This window comes from Sphingomonas sp. S1-29, assembly GCF_026167545.1.
GTDB lineage: Bacteria > Pseudomonadota > Alphaproteobacteria > Sphingomonadales > Sphingomonadaceae > Sphingomonas.
This window is the reverse complement of sequence record NZ_CP110678.1, coordinates 213,092-238,690: the sequence shown is the minus strand read 5'-3', so window position 1 is coordinate 238,690 and position 25,599 is coordinate 213,092. Positions and strand designations below refer to the sequence as shown.

Here is a 25,599-nt window from a genome sequence, read left to right as displayed (position 1 = left end):
TCAGCGCTTCAATCGAGCGAGTGCGTCACCTTGCTGCCCCACAGCGCGTAGAACAGCACATAGAGCTCGCACGCCGCGGTCAGCAGGAACGACATCTGCAGCCCATAGGCGTCGGCCAACCAGCCCTGCACCACCACCAGCGCACCGCCGGCGATCGCCATGATCAGCAGCCCCGACCCTTCTTCGGTCAACGGCCCCAGCCCGCGGATGCCGAGGGTGAAGATCGTGGGGAACATGATCGAATGGAACAGCCCGACCGAGATCAGCGCCCACATCGCGGCATGGCCGGTTGCGAAGGTGGCGATCAGCATGACCACGGTCGCGCCGATGCTCGCAAACGCCAGCACCTTGGCCGCGTCGACCTTCTGCATCACCACCGCGCCGGCTAGCCGGCCGACCATCATCCCGCCCCATAGCAGGAACAGATAGTTCGACGCCTGCTGCTGCGTCAGGTTGCCGATGTCGGGCTGCGCGACGAAGTTGATGAACAGGTTGCCGACGCCGATCTCGGCGATCAGGTAGATGAAGATCGCAGGGATACCGAACACCAGGTTGCGGTGCTTCCAAAGCGACAGGTTCTTGCGATCGGCCTTGGCCGAACGCTGCGTCGCCGCACCCATAGCGGGCAGCGGGAAGCGCGCGATCACGATCGCCAGCACCGCGAGCACCGCCGCGACGATCAGATAGGGCAGCACCACCGATTGCGCGTCGGCCAGCCGTTCGGCGGGGGTCAACGCTGCGGCGCCAGCGCTCGCGGTGCCGCCGGCGGTCCGTCCCAGGATCAGATAGCCGCCGAACAACGGCGCGAGGGTCGCACCCGCCGAATTGAAGGCCTGCACCAGATTAAGCCGCGACGAGGCGGTTTCGGGGCTACCCACGACTGCGACATAGGGGTTGGCCGCGACCTGCAGCAGCGTGATGCCGCTGGCGATCACGAACAGCGCGAACAGCGTGACGCCATAGGAAGGGATCTGTGCCGCCGGCACCATGCCCAGCGCGCCCGCCGCCATCAGCGCCAGGCCAACGACCATCGATTTCTGATAGCCGATCCTGGCGATCAGCTTGGCCGAGGGGATCGACGCGACGAAATAGGCGATGAACCATACCGATTCGATCAGCGTCGTTTGGGTATAAGACAGGTCGAACACCGAGCGCAGATGCGGCAGCAGCGTCCCGTTGATGACGGTGATGAACCCCCACATGAAGAACAGGCTGGCGAGCAGCGTCAGCGCCGAGCGATACACCTGCGGGCCTGCGCTGGTGCCCTGCCCCGTGGCGGCGGTTGCGGTTGGCGGTACCGCCATCTATCGGTTCCCAGCAATCGGGAGGGCGACGATCTGCATCCGAAATCCTCTCTTGATGGCGCCGGCCGCTTTGGGACCGATCGCTACGTATAATCAGACAAAGGGACGGGTATTCGGCCAACCGCGCGGGTGCAAGCCGTCTTTGCCGATTGATCGAAGCCCGACCCGAGGTTAAGTCTGAGTAATAATATTCGGAGAGGATCGCGAATGACGCTGACTTCCACCCTTGGCGGCAATGCCGCCCCAATCGGCGCGGTCTGAGGCGATGGCGATCCGCATCCTTCAGTTCCGCGACGGCGCGAGCCGCGCGGTGGCCATGCTCGACGACGCCGGCCCCGCGCGCCGCGTCGATGGTGTCGCTTCGACCTATGATCTCGCCAAGGCCGCGCTGGCCGAGGGCGTGTCGCTCGCCGACGCCGCCAGCGCGCGCGCGGGCGAGGCGATCGATATCGACGCGCTGCTTGCGCAAGGATCGCTGCTCGCGCCGATCGACCATCCCGATGCCGGGCATTGCTGGCTGACCGGCACCGGCCTCACGCATCTCGGCTCGGCCGAGGGGCGCAACAAGATGCACCAGGCCGCCGCCGGCGCCGCGGTCACCGATTCGATGCGGATGTTCCAGCTGGGGGTCGAAGGCGGCAAGCCCGCCGCCGGCACCCCCGGCGTCCAGCCCGAATGGTTCTACAAGGGCGACGGCAGCCATTTGCTCCCCACCGGCGCCGCGCTCCCCTCGCCCGCCTTTGCCGAGGACGGCAGCGAGGAGCCCGAACTCGCGGGCATCTACATCATCGATGACGAGGGCCGGCCGCGCCGCCTGGGCTTCGCGCTCGCCAACGAGTTTTCCGACCATATCGTCGAGCGCGGCAATTATCTGTGGCTCGCGCATTCGAAGCTGCGCCACGCCGCGCTGGGCGCCGAGCTGCTGACCGGCGACCTGCCACAGGACGTTCGCGGCACCAGCCGCGTCGTCCGCGACGGCAGCACGATCTGGGAAAAGCCCTTCCTGTCGGGCGAGGCGAACATGTCGCACAGCATCGCCAATCTCGAGCATCACCACTTCAAATATGCGCTGTTCCGCCGCCCCGGTGACATCCATGTCCATTTCTACGGCACCGCGACGCTGTCGTTCGCCGACGGAATCCAGACGCAGGATGGCGACCGGTTCGAGATCGAAGCCGCGCCCTTCCGCCTGCCGCTCGCCAACCCGCTGACCACCAGCGCACCCGAAACGATCGAGATCCTGCCGCTATGACCCGCCCAGTGACTCGGATAGCCATCGCCGGTATCGGCAAGATCGCCCGCGACCAGCACATCCCCTCGATCGCCGCGAACCCCGATTTCGACTTCGTCGCAGCGGTCACCGGGCACCAGGCGCCCGAGGGCATTCCCGGCTTCCGCACCGTCGCCGAGATGATGGCCGCCGATCCGGGGGTCGAGGCGATCTCGATCTGCACCCCGCCGCGCGGGCGGCTGGCGCTGGTGCAGCAGGCGGTCGACCACGGGCTCGACGTCATGATCGAAAAGCCCCCCGCCGCGACCTTGTCCGAGGCGCAGGCGATCGTCGACACCGTCGCGAAGGCCGGCCGCGTGCTCTACGTCACCTGGCATTCGCGCGAAGCCGCCGCGGTCGAACCCGCACGAGCCTGGCTCGAGGGCAAGAAGATCAACCGGGTCGAGGTGAACTGGAAGGAAGACGTCCGCGTCTGGCATCCGGGGCAGGCCTGGATCTGGGAGCCGGGAATCGGCGTGTTCGATCCCGGCATCAACGCGCTGTCGGTGATCACTCATATCCTGCCACGCCCGCTGCTGCTCCAGCAGTCGGCGCTGCGCTACCCGTCGAACAAGCCGTCGCCGATCGCCGCCGACCTCCATTTCGAGGACAGCGCGGGCGTGCCGGTAGATGTGTTCTTCGATTTCGATCAGCGCGGACCGCAGACCTGGGACATCGATATCGACACCGATGGCGGCCAGCTCAAATTATCGCTCGGCGCGTCGAAGATGGCGGTCGACGGCAACCCCGTCGACCTCGCCGACGACCCCGAATATGCCCGCCTCTATCGCCGCTTCGCGCAGCTGCTCAAGACGCGGACCAGCGACACCGATCTCACCCCCTTCGCGCATGTCGCCGACGCCTATCTGCTCGGCCGGCGCAGCGAAGTCGGGGCGTTCGAGGAATGATCACCGGGGTGAGCCGCGCTCACCCCGCATAGAGGTTCGGCAGCAACCCCGTCGCGCCCGAATCGACCTCGAACAGCGCGCCGGCGTGCGGCTCGTCTTCCTTGCCGTCGCGCGCCGAAGTCACGAACATCCGGTCGAGCTTGGGCCCGGCAAAGGTGATGTTGGTGATCTGGCTCGCGGGCAGCGCAATGTGGCGGTCGACTTGGCCCTCGGGGGTGAAGCGCGTGATCCGCGATCCGCCCCATAGCGCGACCCACAGACCGCCCTCCGAATCGACCGTCATCCCGTCGGGATTGCCCCAGCCGGGCTGGTCGATCCGGATGAACACGCTGCGCGGCCCCGCCTCGCCATCGGCGAAGGGGTAGCGGTAGATCAGCCCCTCGGTAGTGCTGTTGTGGTAGAGCCATTTGCCGTCGGGGCTGAACGCCGGGCCGTTGGTGACGGCATAGCCGCTGTCGATCTTGGTAAGGCTGCGATCGGCGCCCAGCCGATAGAAGCTGCCCACCGGCTGGTCGGCCCCCACCGGCATCGTTCCCGCCCAGATATTGCCCGCGGCATCGGCCTTGGCGTCGTTCAGCCGGTTGTCGGGCATGCCGGGCTCGGGGCTCAGCAGCGGGGTCAGCTTCATGTTGGCGAGGTCGAGCAGCTTGAAGCCGCTCTGCAACCCGGCAACCAGCCCCGGCTGGTCGCGGCGTTCGATCACCCAGCCGATCCGCTCGGGCATATGCCAGCGCGCGATATTGCCGTCGCCCAGCGACAGCCGGTTGAGCGCGTGCCCCGAGATATCGACCCAATAGACCGCCTGCTCGCGCGCCGACCAATAGGTGCCCTCGCCCAGGCGATCGCGCATCCCGCCGCGCTCGACGATTTTCCAGGCTTCGGCCATTCGACTATCTCTCCGTTCTTATCCGCCCGTGCTTATCCGCCCGTTCTTATCCGCCCGTTCTTATCCGAGCGTCGCATCGCCCAGATGGCGCCACGCGACAACGCGCTGATGCTGCTCGCCCAGCCCGGTGATGCCAAGCCGCATCGTATCGCCGGCCTTCAGGAAGATCGATTCGGGCTTCTGGCCCTCGCCCACCCCCGGCGGGGTGCCGGTGATCAGCAGGTCGCCCGGATACAGCGTCACATAGCGGCTGACATAGGCGATGATCTCGGCCACCCCGAAGATCATCGTGCGGCTGTTGCCGGTCTGCATCCGCTGGCCGTTGACGTCGAGGAACAGGTCGAGGCCCTGCGGATCGCCGATCGCGTCGGGGGTCACCAGCCAGGGACCGACGGGGCAGAAGCTGTCATGCCCCTTGCCCTTGCTCCATTGCGACCCGCGCTGCTTCTGGTTGAAGCGCTCGGACACGTCGTTGACGACGCAATAGCCCGCGACATGCGCCAGCGCATCGGCCTGCTCGACATAGCGACAGGTCTTGCCGATCACGACGCCCAGCTCGACCTCCCAGTCGGTATGCGTCGAATCCTTGGGCAGCATCACCTCGTCGTTCGGCCCGGTCAGCGCCGACAGCGGCTTCATGAACATCGCCGGCTCGGTCGGGATCGGCAGCCCCGATTCGATCGCGTGATCCTCGTAGTTCAGCCCGACCGCGACGATCTTGCCGATTCCCGCGACGGGAACGCCGAGCCGCGGTTCGCCCTCGACCAGCGGCAGCGTCGCCGGATCGATCGAAAGCCCGGCGATCGCCGCGGGGGTGATGTCGTCGATGATCCGGCTGAGGTCGCGCAGCGCGCCGGCATCGTCGATCAATCCGGGCTGTTCCGACCCGCGCGGGCCGAAGCGACAGAATTTCATGGGGGAATCCTCAAGGTGGTGCCGTGTGCAAGCGCCGACCCTAGCCGCTTCCGAAGCGACATACAAAAACCCCGCCAAGTCACTGACCTGGCGGGGTTTCCGTATCTTGGTGCGCCCGGAACGATTCGAACGTCCGACCCTCAGATTCGTAGTCTGATGCTCTATCCAGCTGAGCTACGGGCGCTTGGGAGAGGCGCTAATATAAGGGGATTGCTGACTGCGCAAGCCCGTTGCGTCGGTTTAATTGCAGGCATAGAGCCAAGGCCATGTCGCACCGCCTCCTGCTTGCCGCCTTCGTCACCCTGGTGGGCGGGTGCGCCGCCCCCGATGGCGACTATCCCTCGCTGCTGCCGCGACCGATCGAGCAGACCAGCTTCGCCGAGCCCGACCGCGCGGTGGCCGAAGCCGCCGCCGATCCGGCGCTCGAGGTGAAGCTCGCCGAACAGGCCGAAGCGCTCGCGAGCACGGGCGCCGCCTTCGACCGCGCTGCTGCCGAAGCCGAGCGGCTAGGCCGCACGGCGCGCGGCGCGGCCACCGGCTCCGAACCCTGGATCGCCGCGCAGGTCGCGCTCAGCGGGCTCGACGCACTGCGCGGTGCCACCAGCGAGACGCTGACCGACATCGAACGAATCGCGATCGATCGCGCCGCGCAGGGCCTGCCAGCCTATCCCGAACTCCAGCGCCTGCTCGAACGCGCGCAGGCGCAGAACCGCGCGCAGATCGATCGGATCGACGCGATCGAGGCCGGCGTCCAGCCCGCGGGCTAGCAAATAATGCCTATACCTTGATCCGTTCGTGCTGAGCCTGTCGAAGCACCGCCCTTTCTTCGCGTCGGGTTGGCGAAAGGAGAACGGTCCTTCGACACGCTCAGGAAGAACGGGTGAGATGCGGCGGCCCGCGCCAGGGTCATCGAGCGAAGGCGGGAAACCCTGGGCCGCTCAGAACTCGTCGAGCGGGCTGCGCATCACCGGGACGATCGAGGCATAATCGTCGGTCCACGCCTCGACCTTGCGGTTCGAGCGGATTTCCTCCCAGTCGCCTGCGCGCGATGCCAGCGCCGCCAGTGTCCCCGGATCGCGTGACAGTGCGATCCAGTCCGAATGCGTCGCCTCCGAATTGTCCGTCGGCCCCGGGCTGTACGACAGCTTGGCGCCGAACCAGCCGCCGCCCTTCACCGTCGCGAACACCACCGGTTCGAGATCTAGGAAGCGGTTCGAGATATGTACCAGCAGCAGCCCGTCGGGCGCCAGCGCGCGCGAATAGGTCGCGAACGCCTCGCGCGTCATCAGGTGCATCGGCACCGCGTCGGACGAAAACGCATCGAGCACCAGCAGGTCGAGGCTGTTCGGCTGCTGCGCGGCGATCGACAGCCGCGCGTCGCCCAGCGCGATATCGGCATCGGGCAGGCAATCGCGCAGGAACCTGAACTTGCCCGAATCGCGCGCCAGGCCGATCACCGTCGGGTCGATCTCGTAGAAGCGCCAGCGCTGCCCCGGCTGCGCGTAGCAAGCGAGCGTGCCGGTCCCCAGCCCCACCGCCCCCACGCGCGCCGCCGGGCCATAGAGTTCGTTCAGCGCCTGCAGCGCCAGCCCGACGCCCGATCCGGGCATGTAATAGCTCGTCGCGGTGCGGCGGACGTTCGCATCGCCCAGGAACTGGGTGCCGTGCAGCGTCGTGCCGTGCGCCAGCGTGCGGATTCCCTGCGCGGGATAGTCGCGGATCGTATAGACGCCGAAATAGCTCCGCGTCCGCACGTCGCCCTCGATGCTCGACCGGAGCGCGCGGTAGCCGCCGAACAGGAACAGCGCGCCCGCCAGCACCACGACGAAGGGGATCCGCGTGCCGACAGTCACCATTCCCAGCGCCACCAACGCGATAAAGCCGATATTCTCGTGCTTCGCGCCCAGCACATTGCCGGGGTTGAACAGCCCGACATTGACGATGATCGCCACCAGCGCGACCACCCCCGCGGTCTTGACCCACACCGCGCCGCGATCGCCTTCCCACAGCCGCTCGACCACCGGCAGCAGGAACGCGCGCGGAGCCAAAATGCCTGCGGCGAGGATCAGGATCGGATATTCATAGGTCCAGTCGAAGATCACCGGCGCGACCAGCCCGGCGAACACCCCGCCGAGCGCGCCGCCGACCGACATCGCCAGATAGAAGCCCGTCAGCCGGTCGGGCTCGGGGCGCAACCGGTACATCTGCGTGTGCAGCGCCACCGCGACCATGAACAACAGCACCAGCGCCAGCAGCGCGTTGAGGAAGGGATAATCCTGGCTCCCGCCGATCATCGCCCCGCCGAAGGTGAGGATCGTCACCGGCGCGAACAAGGTCAGCGCGTCGGCCACGCGGCGCCCGGTGGCGAAGGCGACGGTGAAGCTCAGCAGATACAGCCCCAGCGGCAGCACCCACAGCAAGGGCACCGCGACGATGTCGGTGGTGAGGAAGGTCGAGGTCGCCAGCATCAGCCCCGACGGGACGAACGCCAGCACCACCCAATGCGCGAACCGCCGCGCGCCGGGCTTGGCGCTGGTCGGCAGCGCCGCCGTCGCCGCGGCCCCGCGCGGCAGCTTCCACGCGCACAACGCCACCAGCACGACCAGCAGCGCATAGCCCGCGCTCCACAACAGGCTCTGGCTCGAAAGCGCCATGCTCGGCTCGACCAGCAGCGGATAGGCGATCAGCCCGCCGAAGCTGCCGACGTTCGACGCTGCATAGAGCGCATAGGGGTTCTGCGCCGGCGCCGATGCGGCGAACCAGCGCTGGAGCAGCGGTGCCTGCGCCGATACCGCGAAGAACAGCGGCCCGATCGATGCGCCGAGCAGCCAGGGCACCCAGATCGCGGGCTCGGCATCGGGCGGCGGATTGGCCTGCATCAGCCCGATCGGCAGCCACAGGGCCGCGACCGCCAAGACGCCCAGATGGATCAACGCCTGCCGCTTGACGCTGACCCGCCCCAGCCAATGCGCATAGGCATAGCCGCCCAGCAGCAGCGCCTGGTACACCAGCATCGCCGAGTTCCACACCGCGGGCGCACCGCCCAGCCGGGGCAACGCCATCCGCGCGATCATCGGCTGGACCAGGAACAGCAGGAACGATCCGGTGAGGATCGCGACGACGAACAGCGATCGGGCGCTGGTTCGCGATGAAAGGTCCGGACCCGCCGCAGCGACATCCCCGACGGGTTGGGTGGTCATGCCGAGGGTTCTATCAGCCGATCGGGGATATGGAAGGCTCAGCGGTCGCGGTCGATCGCATAGACGATCATCGCGCCGATCGGGTCGCCGGGATAGTTGGGATGCTGGAAATCGAGATCGGCCCGCCGCGCCATCCCCAGCCGCCGCATCAGTCCCCAGGACCGGTCATTGCCCGCGCTGGTCCACGCCGCGATGCTGGTGCGCTGCGTGTTCGCCCAGGCCCAGGCGATGCTCGCCTCCGCCGCCTCGCGTGCGATCCCCTGCCCCCAATGCGCCTCGCCGATCCGCCAGCCGATTTCGAGCACATCGGGCACCGGCGTTCCCGGATAGCCGCTGCACCGCACCCCGCACACGCCGGCCACCTCGCCGCCCTGCGTCTCGACCGCCCACATGCAATGGCCGTCGCGCGCCTGGTTTGCGATTTCGCGGTCGATGATCGCATCGATCTTCGCGCGCGGCTGGACGCCGCCGAAATGCGCCATCATCGCCGGGGTGTTGATGATCGCGGCAAAGCCCGGCTTGTCGGCCTCGCGCCAGGGCCGCAGGCGCAGCCGTTCGGTCTCGATCACGCGCCCAGCAGGCGCGCCGCCAGCGGCGCGTGATAGCTCAGCACCCCCGAACACCCTGCGCGCTTGAACGCCATCAGCGTCTCGAGCACCAAAGTGTCGCGATCCCCCGCGCCGGCTGCGGCCGCGGCCTCGATCATCGCGTATTCGCCCGATACTTGATAAGCGAATACCGGCACTTCGAAGTGTTCCTTCACCCGGCGCACGATGTCGAGATACGGCAGGCCGGGCTTGACCATCACGCTGTCGGCGCCTTCGTCGAGATCGGCGGCGACCTCGCGCAGCGCTTCCTCGGCATTGGCGGGGTCCATCTGGTACGTCTTCTTGTCGCCCTTCAGCCGCCCGCGCGATCCCACCGCGTCGCGGAACGGGCCGTAGAAGCCGCTCGCATATTTGGCGGCATAGGCCATGATCTGGACATTATGGTGCCCGCCTTGCTCGAGCGCCATGCGGATCAGCCCGACGCGCCCGTCCATCATGTCGCTCGGCGCAACGATGTCGGCGCCGGCATCGGCCTGCGCCACCGCCTGGCGCGCCAGCACCTCGGCGGTCGCGTCGTTGAGGACGTAGCCGGTGTCGTCGGTCAGCCCGTCATGCCCGTGGCTGGTATAGGGATCGAGCGCGACATCGGTCAGCACCCCGATCTCGGGCACCGCATCCTTGATCGCGCGGATCGCGCTGCACATCAAATTGCCCGGATTGAACGCCTCGGCGCCGTCGTCGGTGCGCAGATGCTCGGGCGTATTGGGGAACAACGCGATCGCCGGAATGCCGAGATTGCGGGCCTCCCGCGCACGCTCGACAATCTGCGTGATCGACCATCGCGAAACGCCAGGCAGGCTGCCGATCCGCTCCTCGGCATCGCCCGCGGTGACGAACAACGGCCAGATAAGGTCGGCGGGGGTGAGCACCGTCTCGGCATGCAGCGCGCGGCTCCACGCGGCGATGCGGGGACGACGAAGGCGAAGCGCTGGGTAGGACGACATGGGGCAGGTGTAGGGCGAAGGCAGCGGCACATGCAATCCTTGCCCGGCAGAGCGAGCCCTCGATCCTCCCCCGGCGGGGGGGGGCGCCGCGTGGCGGTGATGGAGGGGGCGGGCACGGCCGGCTTGTTGGTGATCCTCCCCCTCCGTCAGCCCTTCGGGCTGCCACCGCCCCCTGGCGGGGGAGGATTGACGCTGCTCTGATCGCGCCAGTGCCCCAGCCGCTCAGCCCTGGCGGTATTCTTGGTATGATCGGTCCGCGCCAAGGTCTGCGCGAGGCTCCGACAAGCTGGCGATCCTCCCCCCAGGGGGAGGGGACCGCCGCGTAGCGGTGGTGGAGGGGGCGGGCACGAACGGCCCGTGGGTAATCCTCCCCCTCCGTCAGCCCTGCGGGCTGCCACCTCCCCCTGGCGGGGGAGGATATTCTCGGGTTACCTCAGGCGCGCCAGCGCCGCGCCCAGGCGCTCGGCTTCGGCGGCCTTTTCGGCATGATCCGCCCGCGCCTTTTCGACCGCTTCGGGCTTGGCGCGCTCGACGAAGCTGGCATTCGACAGCCGCCCGGCCAGCGCATCGCGCTCCTTGCCCGCCGCCGCGATCGCCTTGGTCAAGCGCGCGCGCTCGGCGTCGAGGTCGATCACGCCTTCGAGCGGCAGCACATAGGTCGCGGTATCGACCACCACCTGCAGCGCGCCGCCCGCGGCCTCACCCTCGCCCAGGTCGACCCGCGCCAGCCGCGCGATCACCCCGCGCTGCCGATCGAGCCGCGCTATCGTCGCCGCATCGGCATCGCGCACGTACAGCGGCAACCGCGCGCCCGGCGGCACGTTCAGCTCGGTCCGTGCACCGCGCACTTCGCTCACCAGCCGGATCAGCCAGTCGATCTCGGCCCGCGCCGCCGGATCGAGCGCGCGCGCGTCGGGCATCGGCCATTTTGCGACGATCAGGTCATAGTCGCGCTCGCCCAGCGCATGCCACAGTTCCTCGGTCAGGAACGGCATGAACGGGTGGAGCATCACCAATATCTGGTCGAGCACCCAACCCGCGACCGCCTTCGATTCGTCATCGACCACGCCGCGCTCGTCGCCCACCATCGCGGGCTTGATCAGCTCGAGATACCAGTCGCAGAACCGACTCCACGCGAACTGGTACACGGTGTTGGCGGCGGCATCGAAGCGCAATTCGGCCAGCGCCAGATCGAGCGCCTGCACCGTCTCGACCGTCTCGGCGATGATCCAGCGATTGACCGCGAGATCGGCGGCGGGCGGCTCGATCGTCTTCGGCGCGCCGATGCCGTTCGCCATCGCGAAGCGCGTCGCGTTCCAAAGCTTGGTCGCGAAGTTGCGATAGCCCTCGACGCGCTTCTCATCCATCTTGATGTCGCGGCCCTGGCTTTCCATCGCCGCCATGAAGAAACGCAGCGCATCGGCGCCATATTTGTCGATCAGCCCCAGCGGATCGACGGTATTGCCCTTGGACTTCGACATCTTCGCGCCATCGGCCGCGCGGACAAGACCGTGCAGATACAAGGTCTTGAACGGCACTTCTTTCATGAAGTGCAAGCCCTGCATCATCATCCGAGCATCCCAGAAGAACAGGATATCGAAGCCCGAGATGAGAACGTCGTTAGGGTAGCGGCCTGCGAGTTGCGAACGGGGTTTGTCCGATCCGTCGGTCACGGATGCAACCGCCCCCTCGCCGTTCGTTTCGAGCGAAGTCGAAACGAGGCCAAGCACCGGCTTCTCGACTTCGCTCGAAGCGAACGGTTCAGTTTCCGGCCACCCCAAGGTAGCAAACGGCCACAAGGCACTGGAAAACCACGTATCCAGTACATCCTCGTCGCGGCGGAGCGTCACCCCCTCGCCGGCCTGCGCCTGCGCATCGGCTTCGGTCTCTGCGACGAACACCTGCCCGTCATCGGCATACCAAGCCGGAATCCGGTGCCCCCACCACAACTGCCGCGACACGCACCACGGCTGGATATTCTCCATCCAGTTGAAGTAGGTCTTCTCCCAGGTCTTGGGCACGATCCGAACCGCGCCCGATCGCACCGCCTCGATCGCCGGCTTGGCGAGCGTCGCGGCGTCGACATACCATTGGTCGGTCAGCCACGGCTCGATCACCGCGCCCGAACGATCGCCCAGCGGCGTCTGGATCGTCCGCGGTTCGGCATCGTGCTCGACCCCTTCCTTGTCGACATGCGGGATCAGGAAGCCTTCGTCCTTCAGCCGCGCGACCACGGCCTTGCGTGCCTCGGCGGTCGTCAGCCCCAGCAGCTCCTCAGGGATCAGCCCATCGGCGACCTGCACCACCCGCGCCTTGGCATCGAGCATGTTCAGCATCGCGCCCGCTGCGATCCCGGCACGCTTGCCGACCTCGAAATCGTTGAAGTCATGCCCCGGCGTGATCTTCACCGCGCCCGACCCAAGCGCCGGATCGGCATGGTCGTCGGTGATGATCGGTATCAGCCGCCCGGTGATCGGCAGCCGCACCTGCCTGCCCACCAGCGCGGTATAGCGTTCGTCGGCGGCGTTCACCGCCACCGCCATGTCGGCGAGCATCGTCTCGGGCCGCGTCGTCGCGACCTCGATAAAGCCCGATCCGTCGGCGAGCGGATAGCGCAGATGCCAGAAGCTGCCCTTGATCTCGCGCGTCTCGACCTCGAGATCGCTGATCGCCGTGCCAAGGCCCGGATCCCAGTTCACCAGCCTCTTGTCGCGATAGATCAGCCCTTCGCGGTGCAGATCGACGAACACCTTCAGGACGGCCTTCGAAAAGCCTTCGTCCATCGTGAAGCGTTCGTTTTCCCAGTCCATCGAACAGCCGAGCCGGCGGAGCTGCTGCGTGATCTCGCCGCCGCTTTCCTCCTTCCACGCCCACACCTTCGCGACGAAATCCTCGCGGCTGAAATCGGTGCGCTTCTGCTGCTTGAGCCCCATCTGGCGCTCGACCACCATCTGCGTCGCGATGCCGGCATGGTCGGTGCCCACCACCCAGCGCGCGTCCTTGCCCTGCAATCGCGCATGGCGGACGAGGATGTCCTGCAAGGTGTTGTCGAGCGCATGGCCGATGTGCAGCGATCCCGTCACGTTGGGCGGCGGGTTCACGATCGTCCAGGGCTCGGCGCCGGGCCGCTCGGGGCGAAACTGGCCCTTGGCTTCCCAATGGGCATACCAGCGCGCTTCGATGGCGGCGGGGTCGAAGGTCTTGGGCAATTCGGTCATGCCCTCGGCATTACCGACCGAAACAATTGGTGCAACCCGTCAGGTGACGCCGCTCGGCCCTTCGAGCAATTGATGGACGCGCTGCGACAGCTCCGCACGGCGATAGGGCTTGCGCACCAGATCGAAGGTGCGGCTCTCGGCATCGAGCGTGCGATCCGAATAGCCGGTGGTCAGCAGGATCGGCAGCGAGGGGAATTCGCGCCGTACCGCTTGCGCCAGCGCGACCCCGCTCATGCCGGGCATGACGATATCGGTGAACAGCAGATCGAAATGGCCATCGCTCTCGCGCAGCTGCTCGAGCGCCTGCTGCGCATTGTCGACATGGACGACTTCATAGCCCAGATCCTCGAGGATCGCCTTGCCGAGTTCGGCGACCTGCGGCTGGTCTTCGACCATCAGCACATGCTGGCCCTCCCCGCGCGAATGTGCCACCGGTTCGCGGGTGCGCTCGACCATGCCCTTCGATCGCGGGAAGAACAGCGCGAAGCGCGCGCCGCCGCCGTCGCGATTGCTCGCCGCGACGCCGCCGCCCGACTGGCGCATGAAGCCATAGACCATCGACAGCCCCAGCCCGGTGCCCTTGCCGACGCCCTTGGTCGAGAAGAACGGGTCGAAAATCTTGGGCAGGCTCGGCGGATCGATCCCCTCGCCGCTGTCGGTCACCGACAGGCTGACATATTCGCCCGCGGGCAGCGCCAGCGCCAGCGGCGCCTCGTCGGTCGACACGACATTCTCGGTAGCGATCGTCACCACCCCACTGCCGCCCATCGCGTCGCGCGCGTTCGATAGGAGGTTGAGCAACGCCATTTCGGCCTGCACCGGATCGATCCGCGCATTCCACAGATCGTCGGCCAGGTTGCGCCGGATCGTCACCTTGTCGCCGACATTCTTGTCGATGATCGGTTCGAAATCGGTGATCAGCGAGTTGAGGTTCAGCAGCCGGTCGCGCAGTTCCTGCTTGCGCGCAAAGGCGAGCAATTGCTGGGTCAGGGTCGCGCCGCGGTTCGCCGCCATGCCGATCGCGTCGATCGCGCGCCGCGCCGAACGATCGGCCGGATCGACCCGCGCTTCGAGCAGGTCGACATATCCGAGCACCACCTGGAGCAGATTGTTAAAGTCGTGCGCAATGCCGCCGGTCAACTGGCCGACCGCCTCCATCTTCTGCGCCTGGTGCAACGCCTCCTCGGCCTCGCGGCGCCGCGAAATGTCGAGCTGGCTGGCGAAGAAATATTTTAGCGCGCCCGAATCGTCATAGACCGGCGACACAAACAGCGCGTTCCAGAAGGTCGATCCGTTCTTGCGATAGTTCAAGATTTCGAGCGCCACCTCTTCGCGATTGCGGATCGCCTGGCGGATCTGGTCGATCGCCGCAGGGTCGGTTTCGTCGCCTTGCAGAAACCGGCAGTTCCTGCCCACGATCTCCTCACGCGAATATCCGGTCATCCGGATGAAGGCGGCGTTGCAGAAGATGATCGGATTGTCAGGCTCCGCTGGATCGGTGACGACCATCGGCATCCGCGTGGTTTCGACCGCAGCGAAGAAGATGTCGTGCTGTGCGTTGCTCGGGCTAGAACCGTCACGGATCGGGGGAGCGGGCGGAATATGCCCGCCCTGACCGTCGTCGAAATTCCTGCGCGGATTGTCGAAATTGTGCGTCATCGTAACGAAAACCGAAGACGCACCAAAAGGTTGCCGCCCGTTGCGGTCAGCAGTTACGCCCGGTGATCCGCGCGATTTCGCGTGCGACGATCGTCTCGACGATGCGCGGCAGGTTGGCATCGAGCCACGCGCTCATCATCGGCTTGAGCATTTCGCGCACCAGCCCCTCGAGCGAATCATTGCCCGCCGGGCCGGGTTTGACGATCAGCCGCGACAGCGCGTCGATCTGTCCGCGCGTCGCCTCGGCAGTCCGCGCCGAGAGGATCGCGTCGATCGCGGGGGCCTTTTCCTCGGGTGCGAGCTCGGGTGCCGATGCGCGTGGCGCCGGCGCTTCGATCCGCGGCGACGGCACCGGATGATCGAGTTCGAGGACGGTGTCGTCATCGTCATCGAGCGATGCGTCGTACACCGGCTCGGGCGGCGGCGGTGCCGGGCGGCCGATGCGGCGGCCTCGTGCCGGGGCGGTGCCGTCGCCTTCCTCGGCGATGATCCGTTTGATCGAGGACAGAATGTCCTCCATCGACGGCTCGTTGCTCAAATCCCCCATCGCCCGCTTCCCCATCTGCCGCCCCCTGCACTCGCTTCGTCAGCGAGGCGTATTGACGCCACCTGAGGGATTTGCCGGGTCGGTGTCAACGGGGCGCTGCAGATCGGGCTCGAGCGCCTTGTTCACAATCGGGGTTTGCGCCGGGACATCGACGGTCCGCGTGCCCACCGGCTGCGGCTTCGGATCCGAATCCCAATCGATCCAGCGCTTGTCGACCCGTTCGTAATTGGTGATCGGATCGTACAGCGCGCCGCCGTCGAGCCCCAGGTCGTTCGCCTCGGCGCGCCCCATCGACGCCAGCAGCGCGAAGCCCGCGACATAGGCATCGCGCCGCGCGGTGACGAGCTGCACCTGGCTGTTGAGCAATTCCTGTTCGGCGTTCAGGATTTCGATGATCGTGCGATTGCCGACGCTGTTCTCGGCGCGCACGCCTTCGAGCGACAGCCGGTTCGCGTCGACCGCGGCTTCGGAAGCCTCGATCACGCGCAAGGCCGATTGCCATGCGGCGAACGCGGTCCTTGCCTGCGCCACTACATTGCGTTCGGTCGCGGTTACCTGTTCGATCGCCACGCCTTGCCGCGCTTGCGCCTGCCGTACCTGCGCTGCCGGCCGACCGCCCTGATATAGCGGCACGGTGAAGCCCAAGCCCGCCTGTGCCGCGGTACCGGTCTGCGGCACCGAAGTGCCAATCTGCGATGAAGTCAAAGTGTTGAGATAATTAAAATAATTGCCCCCCGCGACCAGGTCGAGCTGCGGCAGCCGTGCGGCGCGCGCGGTGCTGACGTCGATTCGGGCCGCATCGCGGTTGCGTTCGGCGGCCTGCAGCGCCGGATTGTTGTTGAGCGCGGTGACGACCGCAACCTGCGGATCGCCCGGCAGATTGGGCAAAGGCGGCGGCGGCGCCAGCGTCGCCGGCGCGCTGCCGACGACCGCGATGTAATTTTCGCGGCTGCCGATCAACGTCGCCTCGGCCTGGCGCAGCTGTCCGCGCGCGACCGCCAGCCGCGCTTCGGACTGCGCGACGTCGGTGCGGGTCAGGTCGCCGACCTCGAACCGGTCGCTGGTGGCGTCTAGATTGACCTCGAGCCCGCGGACATTCTGCTGGTTCAGCTGGACGATCGCCTCGTCGCGGATGACGTCGTTATACACCGCGACGACATCGCTGAAGAGATTGGCCTCGGCACTCCGCAGATTGGCGCGCCCCGCGAGCACCCGCGTCTTGGCCGCCGCCACCGAGTTGCGCACCCGACCGCCCTGATAGATCGGGTAGCTGGCGTTGAGGTTCGCGGTCAGCGCGCGGTCGGGCTGCAGGAAGGCGTTCTGCCCCTGCACCACATTCTCGATGAAATTGCCCTGCACGCCCAAATTGGGCAGCGCATCGGCGCGCGCCAGCGGCACCCCCTCGTCGATCGCGCGCAGATTGGCGCGTTCGCCGGCGAGGTTCGGGTTCTCGTTATACGCCTCGACCATTGCCTCGCGCAGCGTCTGCCCGTGCGCCGCGCTCGCGAGCGCCATGCTGCCGACGCTCAACGCCAGCCCGATTTTCCACCCCCCGGCCATCGGTTAGAACCGAAAGCTTGTGGGCCGGGCGAAGCCCGGCAGCACCACGCAATCGATATCGGCGAAATCGAACAGCCCGAAGCCGCCCTGCGTCCGCTCGCCCGCCGCCAGCCGGGTCACGCCGCGATCGACCACCCCCGACACGATGCGCCCCCCCGGGCGCACCTGCTCGGCGATGGCCGCGGGCAGCTCCTCGACTGCGCCGTCGACGACGATCACGTCATAGGGCGCGCCTTCGGCCCAGCCGGCGTTGAGCGGCCCTTCGACCAGTTCGACATTGGCGATGCCGGCCAGTGCCGTGCGCGCGTCGGCGGCAAGCGCCGCATCGCTTTCCAGCGCGACCACCTGCCCCGCCAGTTTCGCCAGCACGGCCGCGGTATAGCCCCCGGTCGCGCCGATCAGCAGCACCCGGTCGCCGGCCATGATCCGCGCTTCGTTGAGCAAGCGGCCGGTCGCCAGCGGCAGGTTCTGGAAGCGATCGGTGCCGAGCGCGATCATCGTGTCGCGATAGGCGAGGCTACGCACCTCGGCGGGCAGGAACGCCTCGCGCGGCACCTCGGCCATCGCCGCGACGATCCGCGCGTCGCTGACCCCGCTGGTGCGCAACTGGCTCGCCACCATCGCCTCGCGTGCGATCTCGCTCGGCGCGGCAGCTATGTCGTCGGTCGCGCCCGGCGCGGTTCGGCTCATCAGGTTCGTCATCATACCCACTCTGTTCGCACAACTGTTTTAGTCACGCAATACACTTAATTGCCCGTCATCGCTTCTTATAACGCGCATCGATCCGCGCCAAGCGCTCGCTGGCAGGTGAACCAACCGCTTCGAAAGCGTCCGCCATTGACAAGCGGTTCGCATCGCCGCATTTGCGCCCGCTCCGGCCCGATGGCGGAGTGGTTACGTAGAGGACTGCAAATCCTCGCACGCCGGTTCGATTCCGGCTCGGGCCTCCATCACAATCTTTGTTCGAAACGGCGAGCAGCGCGCGCGAAACGCCAGCCGTTACCGGCTGCCCGCGTATGTGGCGGGTCGGTCGTGATTATTGTGGTCCGTAGGCTTGCGGTGCCGCAAGCGGCGGCTGGTTCAGCGCATCGCGATCTGCGATTTGCCCGCCCAGGCCGCCATCCGGTCGCCTGCTTGGGCACGAACGAAGCAATTGCCCCCCTCGGCGCGAACCGATCGGCAGACGCGATCGGCATCGGCGCGCGCGAAGCCGCCCACCGACAGCCGATAGAAATTCCGCGCGTGAACGTTGATGCTGGCGCCCTGCGGCGTCATCGCCCCTAGCGTATCGACCCGGCGCGCCATTCGGCTCCACGCTGCCTGCGCCACCTGCGCATCCGCGTACGCCCCCAGCTGGACAAAGAAATCACCGCGCAGGGGACCAGCCGCGGCGAGGCGCGCAGGAACTTGCGCCCGTGCGGCGGCGCGTGGCTGCGGCCGTACCGCCGCCATGCGTACCCGCGACGCATAGGCGGTGGGTATTGCCTGGACGATCTCCCGACGCTCGGCGAACACGATCCGTGCCGCGCTCGTCATGCGCCCGTCGCCGGGTGGCGTCGCGGGCACGGGCACATCGATGAATGCCACGGCCGACGGTTCGATCACGCTCGCGTCGGCTGGCTCGGTCACCACGGGCGGTTGCGGCACCGTCGCGAGGTGCTCGGCCGGGGCATTGAGCGCCAACCCGACAGGACGCCCTTGATCGGCGACGGGCACGATGCCCATCAACGCCGCGACCTGGTCCGACGCCGTCGTCGGCCGCGCGAACGCCGCCCATTGCATGATCCGCTCCTGCACCTGGCCCGCGGGCAGATCGATCTCGGCGATCGTCTTGGCCTCCATCCAGCGGCCCGACAGCGCGAGGCTGAGCGCCAGGTTCTGGCGGACCTTCGCGTCGGCATCGGGCAGCCGAGCCGCCTCGCCCAGCAGCTGTACCGCCCCGACCGGATCGCCCGCCAGCGCCAGCGCCAGCCCGCGATCGGCCGCGCCGATATAGGCGGCATGCGACGCCAGCGTCGCGCGCGCGCCTTCCCACTGCCCCATCGCGGTCTGCGCCAGCGCCAGGTTCAGCGCGGCGCGGCCATTCGTCGGGTCGAGGCTCAGCGCCTCTTCGAGCGCCTGCGCCGCCGAGAGGAACCGGCCGCCGCTGAGATAGCTCTGGCCGAGCAACGCACGATAACCCGCATCCTGCGGCACCATCGCCACCGCCTGCTCGGCATGGCCGATCGCCCGGGCAAAGGCGCGGCTGCCGAGCGCCTTTTGCGCCGCCCGCGCGTCCTTCTCGGCCTGCCGGGCCGCCGCGCTCGAATCGGTCTTGCCGGCAAAGGCTGCCGACAGATGCATCGAGGTGCCGCCGATCGCCGACACCGTCATCACGGTGGCGACGGCGCCCAGGCCGATCTTGGTTACGGTCTTCATCGCGCTTTCCTCAGCTTCATCGTTTGGCCGGCGGCAGCTGGCTTGCCAGCGCTTCGGCCTCGGGCACGGTCTTCAAAAAGGCGTCGAGCGCCTGCGTCATCAAAATCTGCGCCGACTGGTTGCGCACTGCCGAGGCTAGGCGCAGCCGCAGATGCCGGTCGGCATCGAGCCGCAGCGTGAACGCCGCCTTGGTCTTCTTGGCCTTGGTCTCGCGCGCCATCCGCGCGACGGTGTTGGCCGAAACGGGCCGCGAGACCGGCGCGGCATCCTGCACCCCGGCTTCGCGTGCGCGCAGTACCGGCGGCACCGGGGCGTCGACATCGGGCTCGGGCGCCGGCGCAGCCGGCTCGACCGGCGCGGGCGAGCCCATGTCGTTCCAGCCGAGATCCTCGGCCAGCGAATTAAACCCTACCAGCCCCTGCGGGCGCATCGCGGGCTTGGCCTGCCCCTTGCGGGCGAGCAGCCCCGACGACAGCGAGGCGATAGGCTTGGCATTGCCGAACATCGCCATGTCAGCCCACCACCCGGCGACCGAAACCGCCCGCCGGCCGCGCCGCGGCGAAGCCGTTGGTCATGGCGGGGGCGGCAAACACGGTGCGGCGGAAATTCTTCTCGAGCCGGTCGGAGACATAGCTCCACAGCGCAGTGACCTCGGCGGCCGACTTGCCCTTGGGATCGACCTCCATCACCGTGCGGCCATCGATCATCGATGCCGCGAAATCGGTGCGGTGATGCAGCGTGACCGGCGCGACGGTGCCGTGCTGCGACAGCGCGACCGCGGCTTCGGCGGTGATCCGCGCCTTGGGCGTCGCGGCGTTGACGACGAAGATCAGCGGCTTGGCGGCACGATCGCACAGATCGACCGTCGCGCCCACCGCGCGCAAGTCATGCGGGCTCGGCCGCGTCGGGATGACGATCAGCTCGGCAACCGCGATCACGCTCTGGATCGCCATCGTGATCGCCGGCGGGGTATCGATCACCGCGAGGCGGAAGCCCTGCTGCCGCAGCACTTCGAGATCGGCGGCGAGCCGGGCGACGGTGGTTTGCGCGAAGGCGGGCATCTCGGTCTGGCGCTCGTTCCACCAGTCCGACAGCGAACCCTGGGGATCGATATCGATCAGCACGACCGGGCCGGCACCGGCCAGCTGCGCCTGTACCGCCAGATGCCCCGACAAGGTCGTCTTGCCCGAACCGCCCTTCTGCGATGCCATCGCGAGTACGCGCATGTGATCCCCTGAAATGCCGCTATTCCAGCCTCGGGTTATCCACGACATCCCATAAGAAGCCGTTAATGTAGGTGCTGCCCGCGCCGTCGATGCGGTGCTATGGTTTAGGAAAGCTTTGCCAATCATCGATAATCCGCATTATCCTTGGGCCAGTTTATCGGGTGGGGTCGTCGTGATGAAGAATCGTCTATTGCTGGCAGCGGTCGCGGGACTGTCGCTGCTGGCGGCAGCGCCGATGCAGGCGGGCAATGTGAAGGCCGGGGTCGATGCCTGGGCGCGCGGCGATTACAAGAAGGCGGTCGACCAGTGGCGCGGCCCCGCGGTGAGCGGCGATGCCGATGCGCAGTTCAACCTGGGCCAGGCCTATAAGCTGGGACGCGGCGTGCCGGTCGATCTGGCGATGGCCGAGGAATGGTATCGCAAAGCGGCGCTGCAGAACCACCCGCAGGCCGAGGATAATTACGGCCTGGCGCTGTTCCAGAACGGCAAGCGCGCCGACGCGATCCGCTGGCTCGAGAAGTCGGCAGCGCGCGGCGAGGCGCGATCGCAATTCGTGCTGGGGACGATGCTGTTCAACGGCGATGCGATTCCCAAGGATTGGGTGCGCGCCTATGCGCTGATGGTGCGCGCCAACGCCGCGGGCCTGCCGCAAGGGTCGCAGACGCTGGCGCAGATGGACAAATATATCGGCCTGGCCGACCGGCAAAAGGGGCTGGTGCTCGCGCGGCAATATGAGAGCCAGATGACGCGCGCGCCGTCCTTGGCGGTGGCCGATGCGCCGACCGCGCCCGCCGCGATGGCCCGCGCCGACGTGCCGGCGTCGCGCCCGGCCCCGCCGCCTGCCGCGCCAAAGCCTGCACCCGTACCGGCACGCCCGACGGTCGCCAGCGCGCCAGCCGCACCCAAACCCGCCGCACCCGCTCCCGCCGCGCCCCGCACCAGCGGCGACTGGCGGATTCAGCTCGGCGCCTTCCGCGACGAGGGCAATGCGCGATCCTTGTGGGGCAAGGTATCGGGCATCAGCGGCCTGGCGGGCACCAAGCCCTATTACGTCAAGTCAGGCTCCGTAACGCGCGTGCTGGTCGGCCCGTTCGGCAGCAGCGCCGAAGCGACGCGCGCCTGCGCCGCGGTAAAGCGGACGGGCCAGGCCTGCCTGCCGACCAAGGGCTAACCCGTCGTTCGTCCTGAGCTTGTCGAAGGACCGTCCTTCTTTTGCCCCGCACGCGAAGAAAAGAACGGTGCTTCGACAGGCTCAGCACGAACCGAATTGAGGGTGCCCTACCCCGTCACCCAGTCCGACCGGCCGATCCCTTGCGCGTACAACAACGCGGTGAGATCGCCATGCTCCACCCGCGCTGCGGCAGCCGCTGCGACGATCGGCTTGGCGCGATAGGCGACGCCCAGCCCCGCCGCGCGGATCATCGGCAGGTCGTTGGCGCCGTCGCCTACCGCCATCGTCGCTTCTGCCGCTAGTCCCAGATCGGCGATCGCCGAGCGCAACGTCGCTAGCTTGGTGCCCGAATCGACGATCGGCTGCTCGACCGCGCCGGTCAGCGCACCGTCGGCGATCACCAGCCGGTTGGCGATCACCCGGTCGAAGCCGATCTCGGCCCCCACTGGATCGGCGAAGCGCGTGAAGCCGCCCGAGACCAGGATCGTCGCCGCCCCGCGCGCGCGCATCGTCCGCACCAGCGTCTTGGCGCCCGGCATCAGCGTCACGCGTTCGGCTAGGCAGCGGTCGATCGCCGATTCCTCGAGCCCGCGCAGCAACGCCACCCGCGCGTCGAGCGCCGCGGCGAAATCGAGCTCGCCGCGCATCGCCCGCTCGGTGATCTCGGCGATCTGCGGCTTCACCCCGGCATAGTCGGCGAGTTCGTCGATGCATTCGACGGTGATCATCGTCGAATCCATGTCGGCGATCAGCAGCGCCTTCGCCCTGCCCTCGCTCGGCTGGACGATGACGTCGATCCCTGCGATCACCCCCTCGAGCGCGTCGCGCGCGAGGGTCGGTTCGCCGTCAAACTGCAGGTCGGCGGCGATCCCTTCGTCGATCCATTCCCAGTCGCCGGGCAACGCCAGTGCATCACGTGCCGCGGAAATATCCCCCGCGCTAAGGGATTCGGATGCTATCAGCGTCGCTGTGAACAAGGCGTCTTCCTCTGGCCGGCCAATCGTGGCGCTCATTGCAGGGCCGACCGCCAGCGGCAAGTCCGCGCTCGCGTTGACGCTGGCCGAGCGCCATCGCGGCACGATCATCAACGCCGATTCGGCGCAGGTGTATCGCGAGCTGCGGGTGCTGTCGGCGCGCCCCTCGATCGAGGAAGAAGCGTGGGCACCGCATCGGCTCTTCGGCCATGTCGACGGCACCCAAGGCTATTCGGCGGCGCGCTGGGCCGCCGAAGCCAGTGCCGCGATCGGCGACGCGCACGCCGCGGGCCGCCTGCCGATCCTGGTCGGCGGCACCGGCATGTATATCCGCACCCTGCTCGACGGCATCGCCCCGGTGCCCGAGATCGACCCCGCGGTCCGCGAAGCAGTCCGCGCGCTGCCGGTCGCGCAGGCGCACGAAGCGCTCGCCGCGCTCGACCCGCCCGCCGCCGCCCGCCTTGCCGCCGCCGACACCACCCGCGTCGCGCGTGCGCTCGAAGTCGTCCGCTCGACCGGCAAGCCGCTTGCGGCATGGCAGGCCGAACGTAGCGGCGGCATCGCCGACGCGATCGATCTGCGCCCGCTGATCCTGCTGCCCGACCGCGCCTGGCTGCTCGATCGCTGCGACCGCAGGCTCGACACGATGTTCGAAGAAGGCGCGGTCGACGAGGTCGAAGCCCTGGTCGCGTGCCGCGACATCCCCGCATTGGCGCCGGTCCGCCAGGCGATCGGCGTGCGCGAGATCGCGGCGTGGCTGGCGGGCGACACCGACCGCGAAACCGCGCTCACCCTCGCCAAAGCGGCGACGCGCCAGTATGCCAAGCGCCAGTTCACCTGGTTCCGCAACCAGCCCCCGCCAGAATGGCCGAGGGCAGCCGAGATAGAAAAGAACGATATCGATCGTCTTTTCGGCATTTAATTACGCGATTACGGGTTGACCTGTAGTTTTCATGCCGGTAGCAGCGCCCCTCGCGGCCCTGTTGCGGCGCAATGAGGAGACGATCTGTGACGCAGAAAAGTGGAGCCGATATCCTGGTCGAGGCGCTGTGCGATCTCGGCGTGGAAATCGTGTTCGGCTATCCCGGCGGCGCGGTGCTTCCGATTTACGACGCGCTGTTCCGCTCGAAGCGGATCCGCCACATCCTCGTGCGCCACGAACAGGCGGCGACGCATGCCGCCGAAGGCTATGCCCGATCGACTGGCAAGCCCGGCGTCGTCCTCGTCACCTCGGGCCCCGGCGCGACCAATGCGGTGACCGGGATCACCGACGCGCTGCTCGATTCGATCCCGATGGTGGTCATCACCGGCCAGGTGCCAACCAGCCTGATCGGCACCGATGCGTTTCAGGAAGCCGATACCGTCGGCATCACCCGCCACTGCACCAAGCATAATTATCTGGTGAAAGACCCGGCCAAGCTGGGCGCGGTGATTCACGAGGCATTCCATATCGCCACCTCGGGACGCCCGGGGCCGGTGGTGATCGACATCCCCAAGGACGTCCAGGTCGCGACCGCGCGCTACACCAAGCCCGGCCCGATCCAGCACAAGACCTATCGCCCGCAGGTGAAGGCCGATCGCGGATCGATCGAAGCTGCGGTCGACATGCTCGCGGCGGCCGAGCGCCCGATCCTCTACACCGGCGGCGGCGTGATCAACGCCGGCCCCGGCGCCTCGCAGCTGCTGCGCGAACTGGCGCGGATCACCGGCGCGCCGGTGACGTCGACGCTGATGGGGCTCGGCGCCCTCCCCGCCTCGAGCCCGCAATGGCTCGGCATGCTGGGGATGCACGGCACCTACGAAGCCAATATGGCGATGAACAAGGCCGATTTGATCGTGTCGGTCGGCGCGCGCTTCGACGATCGGGTGACCGGCCGGCTCGACGCCTTCAGCCCGCTCAGCCGCAAGATCCACATCGATATCGACCGGTCGAGCGTGAACAAGAATGTCCGCGTCGACCTGCCGGTGATCGGCGATGCCGGGCGCGTGCTCGAAGACATGATCCATGTCTGGAAGAGCCGGCATTATCCCAAGCCCGATCTCGCCGAATGGTGGAACCCCATCAACGGCTGGCGCGCCGCCAAATGCCTCGACTTCACCGACACCGACGATGCGATCATGCCGCAGCGTGCGATCCGGCAGCTGTACGAAGCGACCAAGCACCGCGCGCCGATCGTTTCGACCGAAGTCGGCCAGCATCAGATGTGGGCGGCGCAGCATTTCGGCTTCGAAGCGCCGAACAAATGGCTGACCTCGGGTGGGCTCGGCACGATGGGCTATGGCCTGCCCGCCGCGATCGGCGCGCAGCTCGGCAATCCGGGTGCGCTGTGCATCGACATCGCTGGCGAAGCATCGATCCAGATGAACATTCAGGAGCTGGCGACGGCGACGCAATATCGGCTGCCGGTGAAGGTCTTCATCCTCAACAACGAATATATGGGGATGGTCCGCCAGTGGCAGGAGCTGACCTATTCGAGCCGCTATTCGGAAAGCTATTCGGACTCGCTGCCCGATTTCGTGAAGCTCGCCGAAGCCTATGGCTGGAAGGGAATCCGCATCGAAACCCGCGACCAGCTCGACAGCGGAATCGCCGACATGCTCGCGCATGACGGGCCGGTGATGGTCGATTGCATGGTGTCGAAGCTCGCCAACTGCTTCCCGATGATCCCCTCGGGCGCGGCGCATACCGAGATGATGCTCCAGGCCAATGAAGTCACCGGCGAAATGGACGACGAGGCCAAGGCGCTGGTGTAGTCCCCCTCCCGCTTGCGGGAGGGGTCAGGGGAGGGCC

At 67.4% G+C, this 25,599-nt stretch carries 21 protein-coding genes and 2 tRNA genes; 7 read left to right on the top strand and 16 right to left on the bottom strand.

Annotation, left to right across the window (positions count from 1 at the left end):
- Window positions 1–8: 8 nt before the first annotated feature.
- Entirely contained in the window at window positions 9–1,304 is a 1,296-nt protein-coding gene (locus OKW76_RS01100; protein WP_265550387.1) for a sugar MFS transporter, read from the bottom strand.
- A gap of 265 nt (window positions 1,305–1,569) precedes the next feature.
- Here OKW76_RS01100 and araD1 point away from each other — a divergent pair, with 265 nt between their 5' ends.
- Together araD1 and OKW76_RS01090 are read left to right on the top strand one after the other, a co-directional pair.
- Window positions 1,570–2,556: an AraD1 family protein gene (gene araD1, locus OKW76_RS01095; protein WP_265553072.1), complete on the top strand. Its 987-nt coding sequence runs from the start codon at window positions 1,570–1,572 to the stop codon at window positions 2,554–2,556.
- An 8-nt stretch (window positions 2,557–2,564) separates the two neighbouring features.
- On the top strand, window positions 2,565–3,482 hold the full coding sequence (locus tag OKW76_RS01090; protein WP_322740103.1) for a Gfo/Idh/MocA family oxidoreductase: 918 nt from the start codon (window positions 2,565–2,567) through the stop codon (window positions 3,480–3,482).
- A 19-nt stretch (window positions 3,483–3,501) separates the two neighbouring features.
- On the opposite strand, the gene OKW76_RS01085 is transcribed toward OKW76_RS01090, so the two are convergent.
- The 3 genes from OKW76_RS01085 to OKW76_RS01075 form a co-directional block, all read right to left on the bottom strand.
- Window positions 3,502–4,368, bottom strand: a complete 867-nt coding sequence (locus OKW76_RS01085; protein ID WP_265550384.1) for an SMP-30/gluconolactonase/LRE family protein — start codon at window positions 4,366–4,368, stop codon at window positions 3,502–3,504.
- 60 nt (window positions 4,369–4,428) lie between these two features.
- Window positions 4,429–5,283, bottom strand: coding sequence for a fumarylacetoacetate hydrolase family protein (locus OKW76_RS01080; RefSeq protein WP_265550382.1), 855 nt, complete (start codon window positions 5,281–5,283; stop codon window positions 4,429–4,431).
- Window positions 5,284–5,390: 107 nt separating this feature from the next.
- A tRNA-Arg gene (locus OKW76_RS01075) sits at window positions 5,391–5,467 on the bottom strand.
- Window positions 5,468–5,549: 82 nt separating this feature from the next.
- Here OKW76_RS01075 and OKW76_RS01070 point away from each other — a divergent pair.
- Window positions 5,550–6,050: a hypothetical protein gene (locus OKW76_RS01070; RefSeq protein WP_265550380.1), complete on the top strand. Its 501-nt coding sequence runs from the start codon at window positions 5,550–5,552 to the stop codon at window positions 6,048–6,050.
- Between the two features lie 171 nt (window positions 6,051–6,221).
- On the opposite strand, the gene OKW76_RS01065 is transcribed toward OKW76_RS01070, so the two are convergent.
- The 8 genes from OKW76_RS01065 to OKW76_RS01030 form a co-directional block, all read right to left on the bottom strand.
- Window positions 6,222–8,483 carry a fused MFS/spermidine synthase gene (locus OKW76_RS01065; protein ID WP_265550378.1) on the bottom strand — a complete coding sequence of 754 codons (2,262 nt, stop codon included), beginning with the start codon at window positions 8,481–8,483 and terminating at the stop codon, window positions 6,222–6,224.
- 38 nt (window positions 8,484–8,521) lie between these two features.
- Window positions 8,522–9,052, bottom strand: coding sequence for a GNAT family N-acetyltransferase (locus tag OKW76_RS01060; RefSeq protein WP_265550377.1), 531 nt, complete (start codon window positions 9,050–9,052; stop codon window positions 8,522–8,524).
- Window positions 9,049–10,035: a porphobilinogen synthase gene (gene hemB, locus OKW76_RS01055; RefSeq protein ID WP_265550375.1), complete on the bottom strand. Its 987-nt coding sequence runs from the start codon at window positions 10,033–10,035 to the stop codon at window positions 9,049–9,051. The genes OKW76_RS01060 and hemB overlap by 4 nt, the downstream gene beginning before the upstream one ends.
- 428 nt (window positions 10,036–10,463) lie before the next feature.
- A complete protein-coding gene (locus OKW76_RS01050; protein ID WP_265550374.1) occupies window positions 10,464–13,253 on the bottom strand; it encodes a valine--tRNA ligase in 2,790 nt (929 codons plus the stop codon).
- A 39-nt stretch (window positions 13,254–13,292) separates the two neighbouring features.
- Window positions 13,293–14,912, bottom strand: a complete 1,620-nt coding sequence (locus OKW76_RS01045; protein WP_265550372.1) for a histidine kinase famiy protein — start codon at window positions 14,910–14,912, stop codon at window positions 13,293–13,295.
- Window positions 14,913–14,958: 46 nt separating this feature from the next.
- A complete protein-coding gene (locus OKW76_RS01040) occupies window positions 14,959–15,459 on the bottom strand; it encodes a DUF2497 domain-containing protein (protein ID WP_265550370.1) in 501 nt (166 codons plus the stop codon).
- A 39-nt stretch (window positions 15,460–15,498) separates the two neighbouring features.
- The gene (locus OKW76_RS01035; protein ID WP_265550368.1) at window positions 15,499–17,019 is read right to left on the bottom strand and encodes a TolC family outer membrane protein; all 1,521 of its coding nucleotides are present in this window, start codon (window positions 17,017–17,019) and stop codon (window positions 15,499–15,501) included.
- Window positions 17,020–17,022: 3 nt separating this feature from the next.
- Window positions 17,023–17,709: a protein-L-isoaspartate O-methyltransferase family protein gene (locus OKW76_RS01030; RefSeq protein WP_265553071.1), complete on the bottom strand. Its 687-nt coding sequence runs from the start codon at window positions 17,707–17,709 to the stop codon at window positions 17,023–17,025.
- Between the two features lie 186 nt (window positions 17,710–17,895).
- On the opposite strand from OKW76_RS01030, the gene OKW76_RS01025 reads away from it, so the two are divergent.
- A tRNA-Cys gene (locus OKW76_RS01025) sits at window positions 17,896–17,969 on the top strand.
- A gap of 130 nt (window positions 17,970–18,099) precedes the next feature.
- Here the strand turns inward: OKW76_RS01025 and OKW76_RS01020 are convergent.
- From OKW76_RS01020 to OKW76_RS01010, 3 genes are read right to left on the bottom strand one after another with little or no spacing between them, the layout of a single operon-like run.
- The gene (locus OKW76_RS01020; protein ID WP_265550365.1) at window positions 18,100–19,437 is read right to left on the bottom strand and encodes an SPOR domain-containing protein; all 1,338 of its coding nucleotides are present in this window, start codon (window positions 19,435–19,437) and stop codon (window positions 18,100–18,102) included.
- A 16-nt stretch (window positions 19,438–19,453) separates the two neighbouring features.
- Window positions 19,454–19,948 carry a hypothetical protein gene (locus OKW76_RS01015; RefSeq protein WP_265550363.1) on the bottom strand — a complete coding sequence of 165 codons (495 nt, stop codon included), beginning with the start codon at window positions 19,946–19,948 and terminating at the stop codon, window positions 19,454–19,456.
- Between the two features lies 1 nt (window position 19,949).
- Window positions 19,950–20,663 (bottom strand): ParA family protein, encoded by a 714-nt coding sequence (locus tag OKW76_RS01010; RefSeq protein ID WP_265550360.1) that lies wholly within the window; start codon window positions 20,661–20,663, stop codon window positions 19,950–19,952.
- 175 nt (window positions 20,664–20,838) lie between these two features.
- Between OKW76_RS01010 and OKW76_RS01005 the strand changes: the two genes are divergently transcribed.
- Complete coding sequence (locus OKW76_RS01005; RefSeq protein WP_265550358.1) at window positions 20,839–21,834, top strand: SPOR domain-containing protein; 996 nt, start codon at window positions 20,839–20,841, stop codon at window positions 21,832–21,834.
- 107 nt (window positions 21,835–21,941) lie between these two features.
- On the opposite strand, the gene serB is transcribed toward OKW76_RS01005, so the two are convergent.
- A complete protein-coding gene (gene serB, locus OKW76_RS01000; RefSeq protein WP_265553070.1) occupies window positions 21,942–22,811 on the bottom strand; it encodes a phosphoserine phosphatase SerB in 870 nt (289 codons plus the stop codon).
- A 25-nt stretch (window positions 22,812–22,836) separates the two neighbouring features.
- On the opposite strand from serB, the gene miaA reads away from it, so the two are divergent.
- Window positions 22,837–23,730, top strand: a complete 894-nt coding sequence (gene miaA, locus OKW76_RS00995) for a tRNA (adenosine(37)-N6)-dimethylallyltransferase MiaA (RefSeq protein ID WP_265550356.1) — start codon at window positions 22,837–22,839, stop codon at window positions 23,728–23,730.
- An 86-nt stretch (window positions 23,731–23,816) separates the two neighbouring features.
- Window positions 23,817–25,562: an acetolactate synthase 3 large subunit gene (locus OKW76_RS00990; RefSeq protein ID WP_265550353.1), complete on the top strand. Its 1,746-nt coding sequence runs from the start codon at window positions 23,817–23,819 to the stop codon at window positions 25,560–25,562.
- The last annotated feature ends 37 nt before the right edge of the window (window positions 25,563–25,599 follow it).